General features: G+C 38.3%; 26 protein-coding genes. 11 read left to right on the top strand and 15 right to left on the bottom strand.

What is annotated here, in order from left to right; translation table 11 throughout:
- Positions 1-482 precede the first annotated feature (482 nt).
- Together spoIIP and P4V41_RS14985 are read right to left on the bottom strand one after the other, a co-directional pair.
- Positions 483-1634: a stage II sporulation protein P gene (spoIIP, locus tag P4V41_RS14990; RefSeq protein WP_328085875.1), complete on the bottom strand. Its 1152-nt coding sequence runs from the start codon at positions 1632-1634 to the stop codon at positions 483-485.
- Positions 1635-1818: 184 nt separating this feature from the next.
- On the bottom strand, positions 1819-2286 hold the full coding sequence (locus P4V41_RS14985; protein WP_328085874.1) for a MarR family transcriptional regulator: 468 nt from the start codon (positions 2284-2286) through the stop codon (positions 1819-1821).
- 173 nt (positions 2287-2459) lie between these two features.
- Between P4V41_RS14985 and P4V41_RS14980 the strand changes: the two genes are divergently transcribed.
- Genes P4V41_RS14980 through P4V41_RS14970 form a run of 3 tightly spaced genes read left to right on the top strand, consistent with a single transcriptional unit; the run spans position 2460 to position 5307 of the window.
- A complete protein-coding gene (locus P4V41_RS14980) occupies positions 2460-3056 on the top strand; it encodes a helix-turn-helix domain-containing protein (RefSeq protein ID WP_328085873.1) in 597 nt (198 codons plus the stop codon).
- A 1-nt stretch (position 3057) separates the two neighbouring features.
- Positions 3058-4305, top strand: a complete 1248-nt coding sequence (locus tag P4V41_RS14975) for an MFS transporter (protein ID WP_328085872.1) — start codon at positions 3058-3060, stop codon at positions 4303-4305.
- Between the two features lie 9 nt (positions 4306-4314).
- Positions 4315-5307 carry an NAD-dependent epimerase/dehydratase family protein gene (locus tag P4V41_RS14970; protein WP_328085871.1) on the top strand — a complete coding sequence of 331 codons (993 nt, stop codon included), beginning with the start codon at positions 4315-4317 and terminating at the stop codon, positions 5305-5307.
- 287 nt (positions 5308-5594) lie between these two features.
- Here the strand turns inward: P4V41_RS14970 and P4V41_RS14965 are convergent, their stop codons facing one another.
- A complete protein-coding gene (locus tag P4V41_RS14965) occupies positions 5595-6224 on the bottom strand; it encodes a hypothetical protein (protein ID WP_328085870.1) in 630 nt (209 codons plus the stop codon).
- Between the two features lie 326 nt (positions 6225-6550).
- Here P4V41_RS14965 and P4V41_RS14960 point away from each other — a divergent pair, with 326 nt between their 5' ends.
- Positions 6551-7084, top strand: coding sequence for a histidine phosphatase family protein (locus P4V41_RS14960; RefSeq protein WP_328085868.1), 534 nt, complete (start codon positions 6551-6553; stop codon positions 7082-7084).
- An 88-nt stretch (positions 7085-7172) separates the two neighbouring features.
- Complete coding sequence (locus P4V41_RS14955; RefSeq protein WP_328085867.1) at positions 7173-7802, top strand: CAP domain-containing protein; 630 nt, start codon at positions 7173-7175, stop codon at positions 7800-7802.
- Positions 7803-7859: 57 nt separating this feature from the next.
- Here the strand turns inward: P4V41_RS14955 and P4V41_RS14950 are convergent, their stop codons facing one another.
- The 4 genes from P4V41_RS14950 to P4V41_RS14935 form a co-directional block, all read right to left on the bottom strand.
- Entirely contained in the window at positions 7860-9281 is a 1422-nt protein-coding gene (locus P4V41_RS14950) for an ATP-binding protein (protein ID WP_328085866.1), read from the bottom strand.
- Positions 9282-9547: 266 nt separating this feature from the next.
- Complete coding sequence (locus tag P4V41_RS14945) at positions 9548-10117, bottom strand: TlpA disulfide reductase family protein (protein ID WP_328085864.1); 570 nt, start codon at positions 10115-10117, stop codon at positions 9548-9550.
- Positions 10118-10265: 148 nt separating this feature from the next.
- Positions 10266-11021: an anti-sigma factor gene (locus tag P4V41_RS14940; protein WP_328085862.1), complete on the bottom strand. Its 756-nt coding sequence runs from the start codon at positions 11019-11021 to the stop codon at positions 10266-10268.
- Positions 11002-11571 (bottom strand): RNA polymerase sigma factor, encoded by a 570-nt coding sequence (locus tag P4V41_RS14935; RefSeq protein WP_328085861.1) that lies wholly within the window; start codon positions 11569-11571, stop codon positions 11002-11004. Before P4V41_RS14935 ends, P4V41_RS14940 begins: the two co-directional genes overlap by 20 nt.
- Positions 11572-11794: 223 nt before the next feature.
- Here P4V41_RS14935 and motA point away from each other — a divergent pair, with 223 nt between their 5' ends.
- Positions 11795-12580, top strand: coding sequence for a flagellar motor stator protein MotA (motA, locus tag P4V41_RS14930; protein WP_328085860.1), 786 nt, complete (start codon positions 11795-11797; stop codon positions 12578-12580).
- Positions 12573-13346, top strand: coding sequence for a flagellar motor protein MotB (gene motB, locus P4V41_RS14925; RefSeq protein ID WP_328085858.1), 774 nt, complete (start codon positions 12573-12575; stop codon positions 13344-13346). Before motA ends, motB begins: the two co-directional genes overlap by 8 nt.
- Positions 13347-13737: 391 nt before the next feature.
- Here motB and P4V41_RS14920 read toward each other — a convergent pair whose 3' ends face one another.
- Complete coding sequence (locus tag P4V41_RS14920) at positions 13738-15003, bottom strand: M48 family metallopeptidase (protein WP_328085856.1); 1266 nt, start codon at positions 15001-15003, stop codon at positions 13738-13740.
- Between the two features lie 88 nt (positions 15004-15091).
- Complete coding sequence (locus P4V41_RS14915) at positions 15092-15919, bottom strand: HAD family hydrolase (RefSeq protein WP_328085855.1); 828 nt, start codon at positions 15917-15919, stop codon at positions 15092-15094.
- A gap of 145 nt (positions 15920-16064) precedes the next feature.
- Here P4V41_RS14915 and P4V41_RS14910 point away from each other — a divergent pair, with 145 nt between their 5' ends.
- From P4V41_RS14910 to P4V41_RS14895, 4 genes are all read left to right on the top strand, one after another.
- A complete protein-coding gene (locus tag P4V41_RS14910) occupies positions 16065-16469 on the top strand; it encodes a GntR family transcriptional regulator (protein WP_328085853.1) in 405 nt (134 codons plus the stop codon).
- Positions 16453-17337 (top strand): ABC transporter ATP-binding protein, encoded by an 885-nt coding sequence (locus P4V41_RS14905; RefSeq protein WP_328085852.1) that lies wholly within the window; start codon positions 16453-16455, stop codon positions 17335-17337. The genes P4V41_RS14910 and P4V41_RS14905 overlap by 17 nt, the downstream gene beginning before the upstream one ends.
- On the top strand, positions 17327-18376 hold the full coding sequence (locus P4V41_RS14900; protein ID WP_328085850.1) for an ABC transporter permease subunit: 1050 nt from the start codon (positions 17327-17329) through the stop codon (positions 18374-18376). The genes P4V41_RS14905 and P4V41_RS14900 overlap by 11 nt, the downstream gene beginning before the upstream one ends.
- 91 nt (positions 18377-18467) lie before the next feature.
- The gene (locus P4V41_RS14895; protein WP_328085849.1) at positions 18468-19160 is read left to right on the top strand and encodes a DUF421 domain-containing protein; all 693 of its coding nucleotides are present in this window, start codon (positions 18468-18470) and stop codon (positions 19158-19160) included.
- Positions 19161-19187: 27 nt separating this feature from the next.
- Here P4V41_RS14895 and P4V41_RS14890 read toward each other — a convergent pair whose 3' ends face one another.
- The 6 genes from P4V41_RS14890 to P4V41_RS14865 form a co-directional block, all read right to left on the bottom strand.
- The gene (locus P4V41_RS14890) at positions 19188-19991 is read right to left on the bottom strand and encodes a glycerophosphodiester phosphodiesterase (RefSeq protein WP_328085917.1); all 804 of its coding nucleotides are present in this window, start codon (positions 19989-19991) and stop codon (positions 19188-19190) included.
- Between the two features lie 206 nt (positions 19992-20197).
- Positions 20198-21058 carry a Cof-type HAD-IIB family hydrolase gene (locus P4V41_RS14885; protein ID WP_328085848.1) on the bottom strand — a complete coding sequence of 287 codons (861 nt, stop codon included), beginning with the start codon at positions 21056-21058 and terminating at the stop codon, positions 20198-20200.
- Positions 21059-21186: 128 nt separating this feature from the next.
- Entirely contained in the window at positions 21187-21318 is a 132-nt protein-coding gene (locus tag P4V41_RS14880) for a hypothetical protein (protein WP_255520061.1), read from the bottom strand.
- Positions 21319-21414: 96 nt separating this feature from the next.
- Positions 21415-21720 carry an AzlD domain-containing protein gene (locus P4V41_RS14875; protein ID WP_328085847.1) on the bottom strand — a complete coding sequence of 102 codons (306 nt, stop codon included), beginning with the start codon at positions 21718-21720 and terminating at the stop codon, positions 21415-21417.
- On the bottom strand, positions 21713-22435 hold the full coding sequence (locus P4V41_RS14870; RefSeq protein WP_328085916.1) for an AzlC family ABC transporter permease: 723 nt from the start codon (positions 22433-22435) through the stop codon (positions 21713-21715). The genes P4V41_RS14875 and P4V41_RS14870 overlap by 8 nt, the downstream gene beginning before the upstream one ends.
- Positions 22436-22519: 84 nt before the next feature.
- Complete coding sequence (locus tag P4V41_RS14865; protein ID WP_328085846.1) at positions 22520-23584, bottom strand: undecaprenyldiphospho-muramoylpentapeptide beta-N-acetylglucosaminyltransferase; 1065 nt, start codon at positions 23582-23584, stop codon at positions 22520-22522.
- Positions 23585-23723: the final 139 nt, after the last annotated feature.

Below are 23723 nucleotides of genomic sequence, written 5' to 3'. Positions count from 1 at the left end.
TACCATTTTTTCTTAGGATTTGCAGATATGACGACTGTTATGAAATTCGGTATTGTTTCAATCATTCGAAACGGTTTTTTTGTGTACGCATTGGGTTGATAGACAGACGCTTCGGAAATTAGAGGGCAAATCGGTGGTTAATTTTGAATTGGACAGATTATTTGCTGGATTGGACAGATTATGTGACCAATCCGACAGATTAATCTTCAAATCGGACAGAATCACAAGTCAATTTGAAAAATTACCGTCATCAACAAAACCGCGCCCATGCATAGACTCCTCTATAGCACTTACTGTCGACTTTTACGAAAATACTGTCCACTCTTTGAGTTTTACTGTCCGCTTCCGCTAATTTACTGTCCACTTTTGTAAATTTACTGTCCACTCTGCTATTTTTACTTTCCACTTTAATTTTCCGCAAAAATAGAACACATAAAAAAGCTCCAGAGGTTATCACCACCTCTGGAGCCAGTCAACATTCATTATTCTTTTTTCGCTCCATTTTCTTTCCAATAGTACTCTGCTACAGCATCTGCTACAGCTTCTGCACTTCTATACAACTCATCCATGTTGTTATCCACTCCGCCAAACTCAATGAGCAAAGCATGGTCAGAAAGGTCTTGGTTATAAACACCATTTCCCTGAGTTTTGTTTTTTCCAATAACCCCACGGCTTAAACCAGGGTATTTTTTATCTAAGATCGCGTTGATCTCTTGTGCCGCTTTTTGGTTATTCTCAAAATTAGGATTTGCTTTACCGATAACGAATAATGTACGCGCGTACGACTTACCATTAATTTCTGTTGTTGTAGACTTTCCTCTCATTGAATCCCGATGCAGGTCAAAGATCAAATCAATATCTTTGTTACTTGCCATCGCACTTTGAACGAGTGTACGTGACATCGGATAACTCTTTCGATAGTCTGTGTTATTTTTCCTCAATAGCTCCGTCATGTTTGTCATATCGACGGATGTACCAATACCCCTCGCCTCTAATTCTTCACCGAGCTTTTTCCCTACCATCGTGATGTTTACTTTTGAATGAATGGCATGATCAGGATTCGTTACTCCTTTTAGGTGTGGTAAGAACGATTCCCAACTGTGCGAATGATAGATATAGGCGATTTTCTTTCCGCTCGTTGTTTGACCTGGCGGGTTCTCTGAATCAGATGGGCCTGGATCTTCTAACCGCTCGATATCTTGTACTTCTGCTTCCTCGCCACTTAATAGAAGTTCCATCGGTGGTGGTGACTCATGCGCCAAGTTTGTATAATCCGTTCCTTCCCCAGCAACAATGATCGTTGAATCATAGAGCGCAAAGCCAGGAAGTTCGTTTCCTAACAGACTTCGGATATCACCTGGTTTGATGCTTGTTGTTAATTCAAACAACACACTCGATAATGCCGGTGGTTCACTTTCTTTTGGGAGCTCTTGCGTGAAATATCTGTTTTCCCAACCTATGAAATAGACAAGTGCTTCTCCAGAAAACTCCGTTAACCACTTATGCATCGTTGATGAACTCAATCGATATTTGTGCTCAAAGGATGTGATAAAGCTAGTGGCAACAACGATAAATAACATGGCTCCAGCAAGTAATAAAGGTAAACGCTTCATATTCAATTGCGGGGTGAACATGTATAGCCCTCCACTTCTGTTAACGTTTCTATCACATCCTATGCAGCTAAAAATTTAAATAGAATCCAATCTATGAAAAAATAATAGAGAGACCTAACTTCGTTTGCTCACTGAGCAGCTAGTTTGTTAAGTAGACGGTTCTTTTTGAAGAAATCGGGGTTATATGCAAAAAAAAACCAGCTCTTCAACTGGTTTGTGTTGTTAAAACGATCTCGTCTGGGTTTGAATGATTTCCGCTAGCAAGCTTTTCATAAATATCAATGAAGATACCTAATTCCTCTGGAGATAAATGATTAAGATAGCTACTTATTGAATTAACTCTCTCATTTTCAGCCTCTCGTAAAATTTCGTGCCCTTCGTCTGTAATCTCTAAATAAACAATACGACGGTCAAGGTCACTACGGTAACGACTTACAAATCCACGCTTGTACAAACGATCTGCACCTACAGTTATCGCACTTGGTTTTACACCCATATAGTCAGCCAATTTTGAAACGGTCCATTTATTCCTGATACACAACGTCTTTAAAAGTACAAACTGTGTTTTCGTTAACTCCTTTTCTATAGCAATTTCCGGGTGTAAACGCTTTGACACAATGTAATGCACTTTCTCCAATCTCTCCACATAGGACTTCAAATCCTTATTCCCCATACTATGAACCTCCAGCCTCTAAGTTGTAATGCGAATATTATACTAACATTATACAAGAATTTTCATAACATTTGAACTATTATTTACAAATTATGTGTAAAAGAGTTGACGACATGCATATATTTAGGATATATTACGTTCAAATATATTTGAACGTTTCAGGAGTGTTGAACATGATGGAAATTTATCATATACGTGAAGTTGAGCAGTTAAAGGTCATCTCTGACCCGCTTCGCATCAAAATCCTTTGGGAGATTTTAGATGAAGCAAAGACTGGAAAGATTCTATCAGATCTATTAGAAGTCCCTGCACCGAAGATTCATTATCATTTAAAAGAACTTGAAAGAGTTGGTTTAATAAACGTGGAAAGAACAGAAGAAAAGAATGGCATTATACAAAAGTTCTACAGACCTGTTGCTCATTCATTTTCGATTACGGAAATTTTGCCTGATCAGCGACATGCCGTTAAAGAGGAACTATCTGATGCTCTAAAGGAGAATATATTAGTTTCTCTTGAGAAAACAAAGTCTATGGTTCGTAAATTAGACCCTGAAGTACTAGCTTATACAGATTCTCCACTTAAGTTTGGCTATAGACATGTCAAACTTTCTTCTGATCAAGTAAAACTGTTACATGACAAAGCAAAAGAGATTTCAGATTTAATTTCAGAATTTAAAAAGAATAAGAGTGATGATGGTGAGATTCATCACTATTTTATGCTCTCCTTCCCCTTGAAAGAGACACCTTATCCCGAAGAGGAGCTAGAGTAAGATGGCTGAAACAATTGCTGTACACCAGAAAAGTGAAACAGAGTCCCTATTCAAAATGCGCTCTTTTATATTCATATGGGCGATAACGATTTGTTCTTCATTTTCAATTGCCATTTTTCAATTCTCACAGAGCTGGTACGTCGTAAAGACTCTAGATAAAGAAGCTTCACTCGGCATTGTATTTATTGCAGCGAACGTTCCTCGGATTTTATTTATGGCCGTTGGCGGCGTTCTAGCAGATCGAGTCAGCCGAACGAAAATCTTGTTCGTCGCTAACTTTTTAAGAACATTATTGTTAGTCGGCTTGTTAATCATGCTCGCAACAGGACACCTTTCCTTGCTTTCTTTTATCATTTTTGGTTTGTTTTTTGGTGCACTCGATGCTTTCGTCTGGCCGGCAAACGGATCACTTCTACCGATTGTGGTCGATCAGTCTCAATTAACACGCGCAAATTCAGTCATTCAGACCACTCAACAAAGCTCACTAATCCTTGGACCAATGATTGGAGGTCTTCTTGTTGCAAGCAGTGGAGGTTACATGCTTTCATTTGGAGTCCCTGCCGTCATGCTTCTTATATCCGCTATCCTAGCTTTCTTGCTAAATGTTCCTGCTTCATTGAGTTCAAATACCCAAAAGTCTGGTATGTGGCATTCCATTAAAGAAGGACTAGATGTTGTTAGACAATCTGCATTTTTAAAAGCACTCTTTTTAAGTACAGTATTTCTCAATGTTTTTGTAATCGGCCCCTTGATGATGGGCTTACCGATCTTTGTGAAAAACGTACTAGATGGTAGTGCACTTGAGTTTAGTTTTGTTGAAGGATCTATGGCTGCAGGTATGCTTATTAGTTCAATCATCATCGGCATATTAAATATTAAAAAACGACGCGGTCTCATGGTGACCATTTCTCTTTTCACCATGAATGTATTCTTCTTATTGTTTAGTCAAAGCTCTTCTCTTTATGCCTGTATGTTTGCTATCTTTTTTATCGGTATTACCTTTCCTGCAACCAATATTCCGCTTATTTCAGCCGTGCAGTCTTCTGTTGATAAACAACTATTGGGCAGGTTGATGGGGTTACTCACAATGGCAAGCATGGGGCTTGCTCCTTTATCACTTGCAGCAACATCCATGCTCATCTCTTATGGCTTTTCTATAGAAAACATTATGTCAGGAGGTGCACTCTCTTTAATTGTTGTAAACCTTTTAATCATGTGGAAACTTCCTGCTTTAAGAAAAATGGAATAGGTGGTGTAGATGATGAAAGTATTACTTATTGGTGGTACTCGTTTTTTAGGAAGACATGTAGCGGAATCTTTTAACAACAATCATCATGAAGTAACTTTGTTTCATAGAGGTAAAACAGCAAAAGAAGGGGTAACAAAAAACGTTCATGAGATTATCGGTGATAGGGATCTCGACTTGTCTATACTTGAAAATGGATTTTGGGACATTGTAGTTGATACGTGTGGGTATTTTCCTAAACAAGTTCGCAAGTCAGCTGAAGCACTCAATAAAGAAGGAACTTTCTACATTTTCGTTTCGTCCGTATCTGTTTATGACGATCAGTCCGTTCGAAACATTACGGAGAACTCAAAAACGGCTCAACTTACTGATCATAATATCACTGAGATTGGTGAAAATTACGGTGCCCTTAAAGCTGCTTGTGAGCATGAGGTTTTGGATGTATTTGGTGATAACGCTTTAATCGTTCGTCCTGGCTTAATTGTTGGGCCACATGATTACACCGACCGTTTCACTTATTGGCCAGCGAGAGGTGCTCGTGGCGGAGAAATCTTAATTCCTGCTATGAAAGATCTTACTGTTCGATTCATTGATGTTCGTGATTTAGCAAATTGGATTGTAAGAATGGCTGAAAATAAAGAGAACGGAATTTATCAAGCTGTCGGAGGTGTGTATGATTTCAATGAGGTTGTTCAAAAATGTCTCCGGAGTGAAGAACCTTCGACAATCGTGCCTGTTGCCGAATCATTCTTATTAAAAGAGGAAGTCGGTGAATGGGTCGAGTTGCCACTCTGGATCGCAAGTGAAGATTATCGTGGTCTTGATTATGCGAATGATTCGAAAGCAATAAACAAAGGGTTGATTTTTAGACCGATAGAAGAAACGATAAAAGATACTGCGGATTGGTCTTTAAGCCGCAACTTAAAACCAGAAGATTGGAAAGCAGGCTTACATCCTGATAAAGAAAAGACTCTCCTGAAAAAATGGAGAGAAAAAGTGAAGTGACTTTCTTTTTAACATGAACAAGCTTTATTTTCTTCAATATATCTAAAAATACATGAATGCCTATGGCACTTGTCCATACCATTTGTCTTCTCAGGACATATAGTATGATTGTGAGATACAAAATCTCTCCTGTTGGCAAGAGGCCGGCAGAGCAATTCCCTACCCCCCATTTCTTCATCATGCGTTCGGTTTTCTTTACCATAATCCTTTTTTAAGGATTATGGCTTTTTTTGTTCATAGATAAAAGGGAGCTCCATTCATTAACTCCCTCTTAAAACACAAACCTTTTACCTTGGAAAACGCTTAGGATCATCATTAAAATGTATATATTTCTTCAAATGGTCTGGCAGTTCACCTTTTTGAAAAACGTGTTGAATATCAGAGAGCGGAATCTCTAAACGTGCCAATGAGGGATATAAAGGAAGAATCTCTTTTGGCTCATAGGTTTGCTGATAACTTGTGATGGCATCATTTGTTTCTTTTTCAACGCTTTGTCGATAAGCATGAATCTCTTGAATCTGTTTAACCATCATTAGATACTCAGCTTTTAATCGCTCAAGCTGATGTATTTTCTTTTCCATGCTATTTTTCGCTGTATCTAATTCTCTGTCGCGTGAAGAGTAAATGGTTTTTAAATACTCGGATAATCGGTCATTACGATTTTCTTTTAATTCATCCAGCTGTTCCATGGCGTTACGTTCTTTTTCCATCGCTAGAAGGTACTTATTCTTAACTTCTGTAAGATCATCCATAGTGATTTTTGAGTTTCTTACACCGTAAGCATTTAGTAACTCTTCATATTCATTAGAAGACCATTCTTTTTGTTTATGTAGTTGCTGCCACTTCTCTTGAGCGCGAGCAATATCGATATCATATTCTTTTTTCATCTGTTTAAAATGATTTAATTCAGGATACATAACAATCTCCCTTCGAGTTTCAACATTAATAGTATTCGGGAGGTTTTTAGGTTTAACGTCTCGAATGATTAAACAACTGTTTAAATTGAGTGATGATAGGAAATTCTGTGATGTTCTTTAAAGTGTTGATTTCCGTTTCAGGTGCTTCGCTTTCCGCGGGGCAGGCGGTGAGCCACATTCGAACGTTTCACGTTTAAGTGTCTCACCTGCCCACCTGTCCCGCAGGAGTCTCGCACCCTACACTCCAATCAACTTATCAATGAAGCATAAGAGACTTAACATCAACACCTTGTTTAGTATTACCTAATAGAAAGAAGGATTAATTCATGAAGATTACGGCGGTTAGACATTGTAAAGCAGAAGGTCAAGAAAGTAATGCTCCTTTAACTGCTGAAGGAGAACAACAAGCCAAAGATCTGGCTGTTTTTTTAGAGGGTCAGCATTTTGATTGTGTGATTTCGAGTCCTTTTAAAAGGGCAATTGACACCATTAAACCTTTTGCAGAGTTAAGAGAAAGTTCCATTTTGGTAGATGATCGGTTGGCTGAACGTATTCTTTCTGCTGAAAATGATCCCAATTGGCGAAGTAATCTTGAACGTACATATAAGGAAGAACATTTAAAGTTCCCTGGTGGGGAATCCACATTTGAAGCAAAGGAAAGAATCACTTCCTTCATTAATGAATTGCAGGCAAAATCCTATAAGTCAGTTCTAATCGTTACGCATGGAAATCTGCTTAGTCTCCTTATTAATTTGTACGATCCTTCTTTTGGCTTTAAAGAATGGGAGCTTCTATCCAACCCAGATGTTTATCAGATTGATGTTTCATTAAAAGATGTATCCAAACTGTGGGTGCATTAAACTGGTAGTTAATTCCAGACCCCCAACCCTCCTACAAAAGTCCCGAAACCTGTACACGTAAGATAAATTATTAGGAGGGAAACATCTTATGAAAAAATTAGTAGTAGCATCAGTATTAGGCGCTTCCCTATTCGGCGCAAACGCAGGAATCTCAGAAGCAGCATCTTCATGCCCATTCGCTTCTTTAAATAATAATCAAACACAACAAGCAGAGGCAGCTCCGGCTCCTCAACAGCAACAACAAGCTGCTCCAGCACCTGCTCCAGCTCCAGCTCCACAGCAAGAGCAAGCTAAAGCTCCAGCAGAAGCAGCACCAAAAGCTGAAGCAGGTGCAGAACTTACTGCACAAGAGCAACAAATGCTAGACCTTGTAAACCAAGAGCGTGAAAAACAAGGATTACCAGCACTTAAAGCAGATCCTGAGTTAACAAAAGTTGCTCGCGTTAAAGCAAAAGATATGATCGACAACAACTATTTCGATCACAACTCACCAACTTACGGTTCACCATTTGATATGATGAAGAAGTTTGGTGTTGAATATCAAACAGCTGGTGAGAACCTTGCAGGTAATTCATCTGTAGAAGGTGCGCACACTAGCCTAATGAACTCTCAAGGTCACCGTGAAAATATCCTTAAGTCTGAATACACTAGCGTTGGTATCGGTGTAGTAGATGGTGGACAATACGGTAAAATGTTCGTTCAAATGTTTAAAGGATAAGAATATTTCAAAAAAAGCTTTCCCACCTAGGGAAAGCTTTTTTATTGCTAACGATTCTTATTGAATTGGGATGTTAATGGTAAACATTGTGCCTTTCCCTTTTTTACTTTTTACATCTAATCGCCCATTATGATGTTTAATGATATTTGTACTTACCATCAATCCTAATCCCGTACCTTCATCTTTTGTAGTAAAGAAAGGCTTTCCGATTTTTTTCATTACCGTTTCATCCATACCGCAACCATAGTCACGAATTTGCACTTGAAGAAATTCCTTATTCTGTGATACTTTCATGTTAATTTCTACACAATCACCTACAGCAGAAGCTTCGATCGCGTTTTTTAAAAAATTTATAAACACTTGTTTAAGCTGCAGAGGGTCACAGAAAATCAGTGGAATTTGATTCTCTAATTCTTTTTTAATCTCAATATTTTTCATGATCGCCTGTGTGTTCAAAAGATCAACTGTATCGTTTATGATGTCTGTAACACAAGACATCACAAAGTTTTGTGAATTGCTTTTAGAAAGAACCAAAAACTCCTTAATAATATGCTCTATTCGGTCCACTTCTGTAAGAATAATCGTTAGATATTGATCAAATTCATCTGTTTGATTCTGAATCAATTGAACAAAACCTTTCAAAGATGTTAACGGATTACGTATTTCATGTGCTACACCTGCTGCAAGCTCTCCTACTACATTTAATGCTTCAGCTTTTAATAATTTTTGTTCGGTCAGCTTTTGATCTGTCACATCTTTCAAAACCGTAACATGTAAATCATCTACGACATCTTTTTCACAAGAGTATTCAATCTCTTTCACTAGACCATCTGGTGTTTTGTAGCGAAACTCTCCTTCAATCTTTTTTCCATTCAGTACTTCTTTCCATTTCTTGCGGATTACTTCTTTACCGCTGCCCACAAAAAACTGATCTGCACCGATTCCCACGAGTTCTTCTTTTGAAAGCTGTAGCAGCTGACACGCACGATCGTTCACTTCGGCAATTTCCATGTTGGATCGGCACAGCACAATCGCTTCTAAAGCATGGTTAAACAATTGTTTAAACTTTTTTAAACTTTGCGCATCTGTATGCTCTGTTTCTCTATTGGTTGCAATATAGGAGGTACCTACAACTTCTAAAACATCTTGGGTGTTCCCAGTTACAGGATATATGGTTGTATGTATACTTCTTACACCTAAGTTGATATTTGCGGTTTGGGTCATACCTGAAAAAGCTTTTTCCAACGAATCGGTCCACTTTTCGATTAACTCTTTGGCATAAAGATCATGAAGGCTTGTTCCAGGAGAGGGTTTTATAGAAACACCGAGTTCATCAAGCATGGAACCAACAGAATAGGTAAACTTATAATCACCCTCGGCATCTCTTCGCAAACCAAAAAGATGGATAGGACAATGGTTAAGAGAATGGTGAAATTCGGCAATACGCTTAATTTCGACTTCTTCATATTGCTTGTTCATTAATGTGTCCCCTTTTTATTTACAGAGTATCAATATCTGTTGCTCGGGTTATTATGAGGTTTAACCACTTCATCTATTTCTCTATATTTTCACTAAGCTTTTTATTTCGACAAATTTATCGAATCCCCTATTGGACAACTTTCCCATTTTTCCAAATCATTGTTACAGGCCTTTAGAATTATTTATTAAAATAAAATATTTTAGTGTTAAATATAAATCAAACAAAAAAGCCTTCAAAAAATTATTTAAAGGCTTTAAAACAATATTTACCTATTCATAGTATTTATTTCATTCTTCATAAATTTATAATCCATTGGACCTATATGAGAATTACAGACAATACCATTTTCATCAATAAAATAACTTGTAGGAATGGACACCGCTCTATACTGTTTTCCAATTGTGTTTTTTTCGTCAAGAGGAATCGGAAAAGAAAGCTTATATTCCTGAACAAATTTACTCACTTTCTCTGTATTTGTTTCGGAATATTCAAGATTAACCGCTAATATTTCTACATCTTGTTTTTTATAATCTTTATAAAACTTCTCCATCTCGGGCATTTCCTCCCTGCATGGCGGGCACCATGTAGCCCAAAAGTTAAGGATGATTTTTTTTCCGCGATAATCCTTTAAGTCAACTTGCTTTCCATCTAGCGTTTTTAAAGAAAAGTTTGGGGCTGTGCTTCCACGTTTTAGTCCGGTATTTTCCTCATTCTTAACCTCTGTTGGTTTCTCTTCCTTCTTATCAACAGCCGTATAAAATGCAAGGCCAATTAAGCCAGCAAATAGGAGAAGTATAAAGATCGATTTTATTCTCAAAGTAATTCCTCTTTTCAAGTTGGTTCGCACTATTCATTATAAAGGATTTTGTCCTGCAACTGCAAAATCCCCCTTATTGTCTCATTGTAAATAAGTTAAAGATAAACCCATTATCCTAAAAAAGAAAAGACAACAACTTATGTTTAAGCTGTTGTCTGTCGGGTACTTATAAATTAGAGGCCATAACAATCGTTCCTAATGGCTTCTTACTGTTTGAAGTTGGTTCGTGTGAGATTGCAACAGCATCCCAATTGTGTTCACCTTCAAATGCAACAGGAAACACCACTGCGCCATTTCCATTCTCGTCAGGCGTAAATGTGCCAGCTCGATAGGGTTTATCTCCTTCGATCAGCCAAACTTGATAAGTCTCTGTTCCTTTAAGTTGAGTTAAGTTACTGGATTGAACGACAAGGTTCATCTTACCATTTTCCTTTACCATTGATGCTACACCTGTCGATTTTGTTTCTTCAGAAGCTAGTTGAACCGTTTTGAATGTTTTATTAACTTGTTCTTGGATCACTTGTTCATTCTTGTTATTTTCATTAATAAGATACGCGTTTGTACCAAGTGAGACTAAAAGTCCAGCAGCAAGTAATCCTTGAACCCACGGTTTGGGTTTGCGCTGAGAACTCGGTGAAATCTTGGTTGCTATTTCATCTGTTTTAACACTAGATTGCGTTTCTTGTTGTGTAAGACTGGAATCATCAGCTGTTACATTTGTCAAAATACGTTCTTTCATACCGATCGGAGGTTGAGCCTCTTCTGATAAATATGGAAGATCAGCTGTAAGTTCTTGCCACTCTTTCCATTCTTCCTGACATACGTCGCATTGCTTTAAGTGTTTTTCAAAGGCAGCTTTTTCTTCGCCTTCTAGCAGCTCATTATAATAATCCAGCAGGTTGTCACAAATTTTCTGTTCCATATTTATCCCTCCTCTCTGCGTAGATTTTTTTTAAATGTTTCAGCGCTAATCGAATCCTTCCTTTTACGGTACCAAGAGGAAGATTCTTACGCTCTGCTATGTCCGACTGTGAGTAGCCTTTGAAATAAAACATCTCTACAATGTCTTGCTGCTCTTCTGTTAAGGAAGAAACAGCTTTCTTCAGACCCTCTCTTTCTTCATTCCATGTTACGGATTCTTCTACACTTTCTGTTCGTTCGTAATCTATGTCTTTTTCAAGAATCTCAACTTCATTTTTTTGTTGCTTTCGTATTAAATCAATACATGCATTTCGTGTAACGGTTAAAAGCCATGAAGAAAATTTCCCTTTATCCTCTGAATAGAGTCCCTTTTTTCGCCACAGTTTCATAAAAACGTCCTGAACTGCCTCTTCAGCCAACTCTTTTTGCCTCAACATTTTAAATGAAAAAGAAAACAATAGCTTTTCATATCGATCATACAGCATTTCAAGGGCTTCTTTATTTTCTTCTTGAACTTTTTGATAAAGTTCGTTATCAGAAGTTCTACCCATCTTTTGTCTCCTTTACTGCTCGCAGAATAAACCTATCATAACAAAGGGATGGATCTTTGTCTTTTTTTACGATGGATGTATAAAGATAACGTTAAATAAAGCAATTCGGATCACATATTTCCAACTTTTATCATTAAGTTTCCTTCTATCTTTCCGATATAAAAGAAAATATAGCTCAGGAAAAATAGATACAGAATTTAAAGATAAAGTGAGGAACACCATTATGGATCGCACAACACTAATTGGAGTCATATTAGGCATACTGGCTGTAGGTGTCGGAATGTTTTTAAAAGGCGCAAGTCCTACAGCATTATTAAATCCAGCAGCATTGCTTATTATATTTGCCGGAACTGCAGCAGCTATCCTTATCGCATTTCCATTGAACGAGATCAAAAAAATCCCTGCTCTTTTTAAGATTTTGTTTAAAGAACAAAAACTCATTGATATGAGAGATCTAGTTACGATTTTTATTGAATGGGCAACGGTCGCTCGTAAAGAAGGTTTGCTTGCTTTGGAACCTAAAGCTGAAGAAGTGGATGACCCTTTCCTTCAACAAGGAATTAAGATGATTGTGGATGGACAACCCCCTGAATTCATCAAGGATGTATTAATGAAAGACTTAGAAACCATAGAAGAACGTCATGCAAGCAACGCTACCATCTTTACTCAAGCGGGTACATATGCGCCAACTCTTGGAGTCCTAGGTGCAGTAGTAGGATTGGTCGCCGCATTAGGTAACATGGCCGACATCACCGCATTAGGAAAAGCCATCTCAGCAGCCTTTATCGCCACTTTATTTGGTATTTTTTCTGGTTATGTATTGTGGCATCCTTTCGCTAACAAGTTAAAACGAAAATCAAAAAAAGAGATCATGATCAAAGAAATCATGATTGAAGGACTTCTATCTATTCAAGACGGAACTTCACCTAAAATTTTAGAAGAAAAAATGTTAACGTATATTCCAACTAGCGAACGTGATCAATACAAAGCAGGTGGTTCGGTTGGCTAAAAAGAAAAAACATCATGACGAACATGTGGATGAATCTTGGCTTATTCCTTATGCAGATATGCTGACGCTTTTATTAGCTTTGTTTATCGTCTTGTTTGCTATGAGTGAGATCGATGCTCAAAAGTTTAAACAGATGGCGAGTGCATTTCGAAATGAGTTTACAGGCGGAACTGGCGTCATGGAAGAACAAGTACCAATTCCTTCTCCTGACTCCACCCCCATTCCTGATGCGCAAAAAGAAGTGATTTCTAAAGAAGAAAAAGAACGACTAGAAGCAGCAAAAAAAGAACTTGAACAATTAGAAGAGATGGAAAGAAAGATCAATGCTTACATTCAAACGAACAAACTAAATTCTAGTCTTCAAACAAAGCTCACAGAGAACGGCTTGTTGATCACCATCTTAGATAATGCTTTGTTCGATTCTGGAAGTGCCACAGTGAAACCTGGTTCTAGAGAGATCGGAAAAAAACTTTCTGACCTACTCGTTACAACGCCACCTCGAAATATTGTAATCGCTGGCCATACGGATAACGTACCGATCAGCACGGCAAACTTTCAATCGAACTGGGAACTCAGCGCATTGCGAGGTATTAACTTTATGCGCGTTCTGCTCGAGAATCCCGCATTGAAACCGAATCAAGTTAGTGCAAGCGGCTATGGAGAATACCGTCCGAAATCAGAGAATAAAACACAAGAAGGACGAGCAAAGAACCGCCGTGTAGAAGTACTCGTTTTGCCAAATGTTAGTTTGAAAGCTGTGCAGTGATTGAGCGGCTTAATGCGGTGACGGTGTTAGAAAATATGTGGAAAGGCAATGGGAATCAAATCTCGTGGACCGAGCATAAATTTCGAGGACCGAGCATAAATCTCGTGGACCGAGCATAAATCCCGAGGACCGAGCATAAATCTCATGGACCGAGCATAAATCCCAAGGATCGAGCATAAATCTCGTGGACCGAGCATAAATCTCGTGGATCGAGCATAAATCCCGTAGACTTAGCATAAATCTCGTGGACCGAGCATAAATCCCAAGGACCGAGCATAAATCCTAAGAATCAACTACAAAAACACATTACACACAACACTTTCTTCATAAATCCACAAAAACTGGCTTCTTGAAGTGACATTTCCACTTTCAAAGAAGCCAGTTTTCATTTTCATTCCATCTTTTTACTCGTCTTATAGCTATCCAAGAAATGAATGCGCTCCAGCATGGTCGGATGGCCGTATAAGAACCATTTAACAAGCTTCGGTGGGTTCACTTCACTTAAAGAAACGGTCGCGAGTTCCTGAAATGCACCAACTGCTGCTTTCGGATTGTTTGTCATCTGAATGGCATACAGATCAGCGTCACGTTCTGCTTTTCTTGAAACCGCATTTTCGACTGGAGATATAGCAAAGCTTAACAGAGAAAAAATCAATAGCAGTGCGGGAAGTGCAGCTAGATCTCCTATCCCCTTTATCCCCCATGACTTGCCGTACTTCTCAATCCATTTTCGATAGATTATATTTCCGAGCCATAATCCTAAGAACGATAGCACGATTGATGAAATCAAGTTCCAGTACAGATGATTCATCACATAATGACCGATCTCATGAGCCATTACAAACAAGACTTGGTTATCACTTAATTTATTAAGTGTTGTATCCCATAGGACGATCCGTAGATTTGATCCGATCCCGTTTACATAAGCATTCAGTGCATTTGTTTTTTCAGACATGTTCACTTCATATACATTTTCTGCTGGTATGTCCGCTCTTTCCGCAATATCTAGTATTTTCCCCTTTAGTACTTCATCCTGCAGCGGATAGAACTTGTTGTACAACGGATCGATTACAACAGGCTGTATAAAGTAGAGAAATAAAGTAAATGGCACAGAAAGCATCCAAGCATAAAGCCACCATCTTTTTTCGTATTTTTTGATCAGCCAATACATTACAGCAACCATCACCGTTGTTAACACCCAATTGATCCAGAAATCAACTAATCCATCTCTCATCCAGCTGTGGAAAGATTGAACAGATATATTGTAACTTTTTGAAACGGTAAAACTGTAGTAGCGAAGTGGGAATGTTAACACCCAACTAGCAAACGACAGTAAAAGTACGTAGAGACCAGTGTGTACAATAGAGAACCTTGTTAACCCGCTAGAAGCTTTTCGGAACCATCTTGATAATCCGAATCCTAGAACAAACAGATAGATCAGCCACTCAAGCGGCACAGAAATGAAGTAGATAAAATCCTTTATTCTTGAAAAATCAGTGCTAAGTTCGAGTTCACGGTCTGTCATAAAGACTGCTGGATCAGCAGCAGAGCCCTTAAGATGTACAGGCAAGTTTGCGTCTGCTCCTTGGAACAAATAGAACCACATCAAACCCGCGTATATAGCAAAGCCGATTACAAAAAGTAACGATTTTTTCAAAGCATGCGCCCCCCTTTATTACCTACTATAAAGTGTAGGGCGATTTGTCCAAATTAGAACAAGCTTTCATAAAATACTTTGTAAAATCTTAAAGAGCATTTGCAAGGGTCGGGACAATATGAAGATTTTCATGATCGACTTCTATAGAGTTCGGCTGAATGTAAACCGCTTTTAGTCCCATAAGAAGTGCCGGTGCAATTTCATTAATAAAATTATCACCGATTGATACCGCCTCATGAGGCTTTATTCCATATTCACCTAATATCGTCTGAAGCTTTTCTTTTGTCTTTAATGGTTTTTCACTCTCAGTATAGAGAGCATGGAACATACCATCTAGCTCTAACTCATTTAATAAACGTTTTACATCTTCTCTTTCACTGTTTGTTAAAAGCACCACTTTTTTCTTAACCTTTAAACGTTGCAGTGCTTGTTTAAGACCTGGTGTTTTCGATAGCTGGAACTGATCGGTTACCATGTACTCTTTTGTCGCGTTATAACATTCCCATGTATCTGCTTGTTTCAAGCCAAAATGCATAGCAGTAGCATAAGGTAGCCACCAGCCATCGCCGATCGCGATTAATCGTTCAAAGTCATATACAAGTTCGCCTGAGAATTCTTTTTTCACTCTTTCCTCTGACCACTCCATTCCATCAAAGGATGTTACTTTTGTTATTTGCAGTGTCATAGGATCAACCGTAACACTTGTTTCATTTTTTATATCATACACTTTACCGATCGCAACAGGGTGTGTCCCCTTCTTCATACTTTCATATGTATCCCAAAAAGCTTGTTGTTTGTCATCAGACACTCTTTTTTGTAACAATCGGCAATAATAATCAAAATGGTCTGTATCTTCATATAGCGTTCCGTCTAGATCAAATATAAGTAGCTTAGCATCGTCAATAATCGATTTCACGTCTTATCCCTCCTTCTTTCATTGTAGTAATCCTACTCAAAAAAAGTAAAGAAAAGTACGTTGACATAAATTTACTAATCTTGTATGTTATAAGTGTACTATACACAGTAATACACACATATAGTATATATAAAGGTGGGATAACATGATATTGAATTTAGATCCCCGAAGCAATATACCGATATGGGAACAAGTTGTTCATCAGATCAAGGAACTGATCTTGCGGGAGATTTTGTTACCAGAAGAAAAATTGCCTTCGGTACGCGAACTATCAGGAACATTGCTAATCAATCCAAATACAGTGAGTAAAGCTTATCAAGAATTAGAACGCCAAGGTATCATTGAAACACTTCGAGGTAAAGGTACATTTGTATCCGCTTCTATCATTCCTAAAGCAGATGATCAGAAGACTACAGAACTCAAAAAACAGCTGAAGCAGCTAATTATTGATGCTTCCTATCTTGGTATCGATCACAAAACGTTATCTAAGTGGTTGGAAAACTTTTCAGAAGAGCTTGGGGGTAAAAATAGTCATGCTGAAAGTGAATAATATTAGTAAAACGATAGAAGGTTCTCAAGTATTAGACAAAGTTAACATAACACTTGAGCCAGGTATGATTGCAGGTTTGGTCGGAAGAAACGGTGTTGGAAAGTCTACATTGCTTAGGGTAATTGCAGGCATATTAGATCCAGATGAAGGTGAAGTATTCTTTAATGATACCGATATTCATCAGAACCCTGAGATCAAACAAAAAATTACTTATGTTCCAGACTCAACTGAGATTTTAAAGAGCTATAGCGTTAAAGAGATCGTTAAGCTCTATGATGCGATTTATGAAGATTTTGATGTTGTATACTTTTACTCTCTTCTAGACCGCTTTAAGCTTCCAAAAAATAAAAAAATCAGAACATATTCAAAAGGTATGAAGGCGCTGTTCTTGATGATTCTTTCTTTTTCAACGAAATCGGAACTTATCATACTAGATGAACCTACAAACGGACTTGATCCTATCGTAAAAAGAAACATCTTGCAATTTATTATTGAAGAAGTGAGCGAGCGACAGTTATGTGTTCTCATCTCCACTCACCATCTAGAAGAAGTAGAGAAGATGGCAGATGTGCTCATCATGATTAAAGAAGGACGGATTGAATCCACAACGTCTATCGAGGATGCTAAATCATCGTTCCGCAAAGTTCAGGTTGTTTACAAACACTCTCTGCCTGAAAGAATTGAGCACTTGAACAACGTGAACATTCTAAATCAAACAGGGCGTGTCTATACATTGATGATCAAAGGAAACATTGACGCGACTCTTGAGAAGATGAACGCCGAAAATCCGCTATTGTTAGAAGAACTACCTATGACACTCGAAGATATTTTTATTTCATCACTTGGAGGTGAATCGCATGTTTCATAAAGCATTATGGATGAGGAATGAAAAACTAGGAAGTCCTGCCGTATGGGGAATCTATATCTCCTTGTTTCTGTTTCTTCCTTACTCTTTATTTGGAAAAGCTCAAAGTATGCTAACAGAAAAAAACAATCCATATGCCGATGCACCTGAAAACTATTACATGAACTTTCATTTTACTGGTGCAGATATCGTTTTTTTCTTATTTTTAATCGTAGGATTAGCTGCTCTATTAGTGGGGAGCGAACGTACATCTCATTCTACTGACTTAACGTTCTCACTTCCATTTAAACGTAAAGATATCTTTCTTTCAAAATGGGTCTTTGGTGTAGGTCATATAACAACAGGTCTGTTACTTAATTTGCTATTGTGTATGCTAATCGTAAAGTTTACTATTCTTTCAGAGGTAACTGATGCGGCATTTTTATTTAAATTTATGGTAATTGTCATTCCTTTTTCTATCGCTATATTTTCTTTTAGTCTTTTTATTGGAACGATCGCAGGCAGCTTAATCTCTCAATTAGTTTTAAGTGGAATCTTTCTACTTTTCCCGATTGGTTTCTCGTCTCTAGTCGTGTCATTTTTAGAGTACCACGGCATTACTATTAATCGTGGTGCACATACCACTCAAGTATTTAATGATCTGATCAATAGCTTTACACTGCCTATACCGATCATTGACTTTCGTTATTATGTAGATCTTTCGGAAAATTCTTTTACTGATTTCTCGCATATACCATTTGTCATGTTACTGATTCCGCTAGCTTACACGATTCTATCCGTAGCTTTTGGAACATGGTTCTTTAGCAGAACTAAGAACGAGAACAACGGTAGATTACTTGTGTTTGAAAAAGGAAGAGGATTCTTCACCTTTGGCGTTGTATTGTGCTTTGCTCTAACATTCGGTATGTTAGGCGGCGGTATATTCGGTGACTATGATTCAAGATCACTTATTGGCTATTACCTATCTGCAGCAATAGGTGGCGTTTTAGCATTCTTCATGTTAAAAAAGTTGATTCATTTTCGAATGCAGTTTGGCAAGTAATGAAGGGAGCGGACAACGTGTTCGCTCTTTTTTGTTTGTCTTATTTTACTTTGGGCATCCTGATAACAGCTTATATAAATGAGGGATGAAGATGGATGGAATCTTAATTACAATCTACCGAACAGTTCTAGGCTTTGCCTTTTTGTTAATGCTCATGAGGTTACTCGGAAAAAAACAGCTTGGTGAGCTAACTTTTTTTAACTATGCTACTGGTATTGCAATGGGTAATATCATCGGAGATATGGTTGTCCACAAAGAGATCACGGTTTGGGAAAGTTTGGCGTCTCTTAGCTTTTGGGCGTTAGCCGTGTTCGGTATAGAATTTCTTAATAGACACTCACCCCTACTCACAAAACTAACAAAAAGTCAGCCGACGATCGTTATAAAAAAAGGGCAGATTATGCAAAAAGAGCTGAAGCGGATGCAGATGTCTATGGATGACTTATTGATGCTGCTAAGGATCAGTGCGGTCTTTGATATTACTGAAGTAGAGTATGCGGTTATGGAGCCTAACGGACAACTAAGTGTGTTAAAGAAGCCGCTCAAAGATTCTGTTACAAAAGAAGATCTAAATATTCCGCCAGAAGCTCCACAATATCTGCCGACCATGCTGATCGCGAACGGAGAGAAAATCGATCAACCATTTAAGGAATATAACCTGTCAGACGATTGGCTGAATCAGCAGCTTAAGCGTGCAGGCTATCAAAATATTAAAGAAGTCTTCTTTGCCCAGCTTCAGGACGATGGAGAAGTCTTTTTTGTCAAAAAAGAAAAAAGCAGCTGACACGTTTGTATCAGCTACTTTCCTTCATTATTTACCTTTTTTCACTTCATGCAGAAGGTCTGGAAAGTTCGTAAACATTCCCGTTACACCCCAGTCGATTAGTTTCTGCATCTCTTCTTTTTCATTTACAGTGTACGGATGGATCTCAAGTCCGTTATGAACGGCTTTTTGTACATATTCGCGGTCAATCATATCACTATTCGGCCCGATTCCCATCGCATAATGTTTGATGGATTGCACTTCTGCATCCGTTAACTCTGCGGGAGTTGTATACTCTAAAAGCTGAACTAGTTTTACAGATGGATCAATCTCGTTCATCTTTAATAAGCTTTCGGAGCTGAATGATTGAACCAACAGCTTATCTTTGTTAATTCCATAATCATTTACTACATCAAGAAGCTTTTGTTCCATACCTGGATAAACTTCAGGTGATTTTGTTTCAATATAATAGTTCGCATTCTTTCCAAAAGTTTGAAAGACTTCTTCCAAAGTTGGCACTTGAAGTCCTTCGTATTTTGCTTTTGCTTGCTCTGGATATTTCTCATTAAACCAGCTTCCTGCATCAAGCTGTTTGATCTCTTCAAGAGTATAATCTTTTACTTGCCCTGTTCCGTTCGTTGTACGGTCCAGTGTTTCATCATGCATAGCGATTAACTCACCGTCTTTAGTCATCTGAAGATCGACTTCGATATAGTCTCCATGCATTTTTTCACCCATCTTATATGAAGTGATCGTGTGTTCTGGAGCATAACCAGAAGCTCCTCTATGCGCAACATTTAAAATGTCTTTATGCTTTTCTTTTGCATCAACCACAGAAAAATCAGCCCCCATAACTGTCAGACTTAACGCTAAAGCTCCTACACCCATTTTAAATATATTCTTCATGATGCTACACTCTCCCTTTGTTGTAAGTGAACTACTTTGTCACTGTAACAAGGGAATGTGAAACTGCTTTTTCATTTCTGTAAATCTCATGTGAAGTTTGTGTATACAAAAAAGCTCGTCCGAAATGTTCGAACCAGCTTTTGTAAATCTTATTATTCTTGTTCTAAGAATTTTTTTATCGCATACGAGACACCGCTCTCGTCATTTTCCTTCGTGACAAACGCAGCCATCTCTTTCACTTCATCAACAGCATTTCCCATGGCTACTGGAAAACCAGCTATTTCTAACATGGAAACATCATTATAATTGTCACCGATCGCCATCGTATCTTCTAAAGAAATCCCTTTTAGTTCAGCGTATCTTTTTACCGCGACACCTTTTTGTGCCTCACTATTCGTAATCTCCAAGTTGTTATCTGCAGAAGCACTGACAGCTAGAGAATCAACACCTTTTAAATGCTGAAAAGCACGTTGGAGTTTGGCAGCATCAGCAGAAAAAGCAAGGAACTTATAAACCTCAATTCCATTCTCACTCAAAAGTTTATCAAAATCCCCTACAACACTTACTAATCCTAGTCGGAAACGTCGAAGAGCTGCTTTTTGAACGTCATCATCTGTAGCTTCTGGATTGGAAGTTAATACAATATCTTTCATAACTTCGTAAGCTTTTTCACGATTATCTGTAAATGTGCCCCTGCTCGTGTAAAGCTCATAATAAATATCTTCTTCATCTAGAATCTTTTTAATATCCTCGTACTGCTCAAACTTTAGCGGAATCGAAGAAAGGATCTCCCACCCTTCTGATCGAATCTCAGCACCATTTACGCAAATGAGCGGTAGGTGAAGATCAGCATCTTCTAGCGTGTGTTTAGCTTCATCATAAGAGCGACCTGTTGCGATCACAACATGATGTCCATCGTTTACAGCTTCTTTAATCGTTTCACTGTTCTCTTTTGTGACTTTTAACTGTCTATTTACTAAAGTTCCATCCATATCAATTGCGATTAATTTCATCTAAATCATCCTTTATTGCTTAGTCCATTAGTAAGTGTACCCATAAGTGAAAGCTTGTTAATCATTATTTGAAGCTTATCAGGTAACAAAAAAAAGAGCTATAGATAGCTCTCCGATTTTACAAGTTATTAATCTTTATAGATAAAAGATTGTACAACGTCCGTTACAGCATGGAAAATCTCAACGGCTTGAAAAGAGAGTACAGATAAAGCTGAAACGGAAAACAAACCAATTAGTACAAAACGAACTAAATGAGGCATCTTGTATCTCCTCCTTTTAATTGTGATTATACGCCCACCTTTTTCACAAATCAATTAATAAGGTGTATTATTTACAAAGTAAATTATGACAATTTCCTACAAAAACGTATAACCGTACAAAACGAAGATAGAAGATAGCACGACAACGATAACATTTAAATTCAACCAAGCTGCAATGAATGCTGTAGCTGCCCCTATTCCCCCGTATAGATAACTTTCTGGATTAATCGTTAAAACACCTGGAAAAATGAGAGCCCCTAATATAGCAAAAGGAACGTTCTTCAATATTCCTTGTATTCTTGGATGTAGATGATTCGTATGAAAGAGAACGAGCGGCAACATCCTAGGAATATAGGTGACGATTCCCATTCCAACAATTACCCATATTAATTGATCACTCATCTCTCTCATTCCCCTTTATAAGAAACTCAATTGTAACGGCTGCAATTAAAGTAGATAGGATGATTCCCCATCCGCCTTTTAAAATAGGTACCAAAGAGAATATAGAATTTAATACGGCTGCACTTGCCGCAAGTGCCATTACCTTCTTGCTTTTTTTTGCTGCAGGTACAAGCAGGGCAATAAACATCGCATAAAGCGCGATACCCATACTATCCTGTAGGGATTGTGGAAGTCCCGATCCCATTAGATATCCTACTCCTGAAAAGATCACCCAGCAACTGTATGCCACGATTCCCAAACCAAGCAAGTAGCTTCCCGTGATTTTTTTTTCGGGTGAGGTCGCAGCCACAGAAAAAGTCTCATCCGTAATAAAAAAAGCGTAGATGGCTCGCAACCACTTAGGTTCATCTTCTGCACGTTCTTTAAGAGAAGCACTCATAAGAAGATGCCTGATGTTCATGATGAAAGTGGTTAATATTAATTCGGCCGCACCACTTAGTGCAACAATCATCGATAATGCGATATATTGCGAAGCACCAGCAAACACAATTACACTCATACCTATCGTTTCAAATAGACTTAGCTCTGCCGCTTTAGCGAGCAGACCAAATGTAAACGCAACTGGCATATATCCAATGGCGATCGGCAATCCAGCTTGAACACCCTTTTTCCAGTATGCAGGTGTTTCTTCTTTATGTACGGCAGGGCTTGGCATCATCTCTTTTTCATCTCCGTTTTTGTAAGATGTGAATGCTTAATAAATTGTAAGGGGTCTGTCCCCGGGACAGACCCCTTATCGTTACTTCTGTCCTGTAATAGTGCGTAGAATAAGATCTACGCTATCAGAAGCTTTAAAAGTTTCCATGCTTTTCTTTATCTGCTCTTGATCAGCTTTCAGATCTTTTAGTGAAGTAATTAAAGTTACTTTTGTTAGTTCTTCTTCATAAAGAACGTGGCAATAGCCTTGCTTTTCAAAGGATTGAGCATTAAGAATCTGGTCACCTCTGCTCGCCGCTCTTGAAAGCGGAATAAGCAGCATTGGAATCTTGAGCGTCAACCACTCAAAGATACTGTTCGATCCAGCACGAGAAATCACAAAGTCTGTTGCCGCAACGACATCTGGAAGTTCACTTTGAATATACTCGAACTGTCTGTAGCCTTCTGTGTCTTTCAAACTTTCATCCAAGTTGCCTTTTCCGCAAATGTGTACGACCTGATAAGAACGTAACAATTCAGGCAGAGCTTCACGAAGAGCTTCATTGATCTTCCGCGCTCCTAAACTTCCACCCATGATTGTTAGTACAGGTAGATGACTTCGGAAACCTAGGAAAGACAAACCTTTCTCTTTTGACCCTTGAAGCAGTTCATCACGAATCGGTGAACCCGTTACAATCGCTTGCCCTGCTGCAAAATGTTTCTTCGCTTCATCGAACGTAACAAAGATCTTTGAAGCAAACTTAGAAGAGATTTTGTTAGCAAGGCCTGGTGTGATGTCAGACTCATGGATGTAGACAGGAATCTTACGCATCCAAGCAGCGATAACCACGGGAACAGCCACAAAACCTCCTTTTGAGAAAACAGCATCTGGCTTTATTTTACCGAGTTTAAAATAAGCCTGTGCAACGCCAGCTGCCACTTTAAAAGGATCTTTCATATTTTTCAAGTCAAAATAACGACGCAGTTTACCGCTAGATATCCCATGATAGGGTACGTTCGTTCCATCTTGAATCAAACTTTTTTCTATGCCATCAACAGACCCGATATAATTCAGGTCCCATCCCATCTTCTCTAGTTTAGGTATTAAGGCAAGATGCGGAGTTACGTGTCCAGCTGAACCACCGCCAGTTAAAACTAACTTCTTCAAACAGCATTCCTCACTTCTTTTATATCCGCCGTGCTTTTCTATAGCGGATGTTATCTTATCGCCATTTTAATATATGTAGCCCAAAAAAGAAAATGGCATGTGAGTGATAATTGTTTGTTTATTCTGATTGAATTCACAT

Origin of the sequence: Fictibacillus nanhaiensis, assembly GCF_036213205.1 — a bacterium.
Lineage (GTDB): Bacteria > Bacillota > Bacilli > Bacillales > Fictibacillaceae > Fictibacillus > Fictibacillus nanhaiensis_E.
Note: the sequence above shows the minus strand (reverse complement) of the source record. Positions and strands in the feature narration are given on the sequence as shown.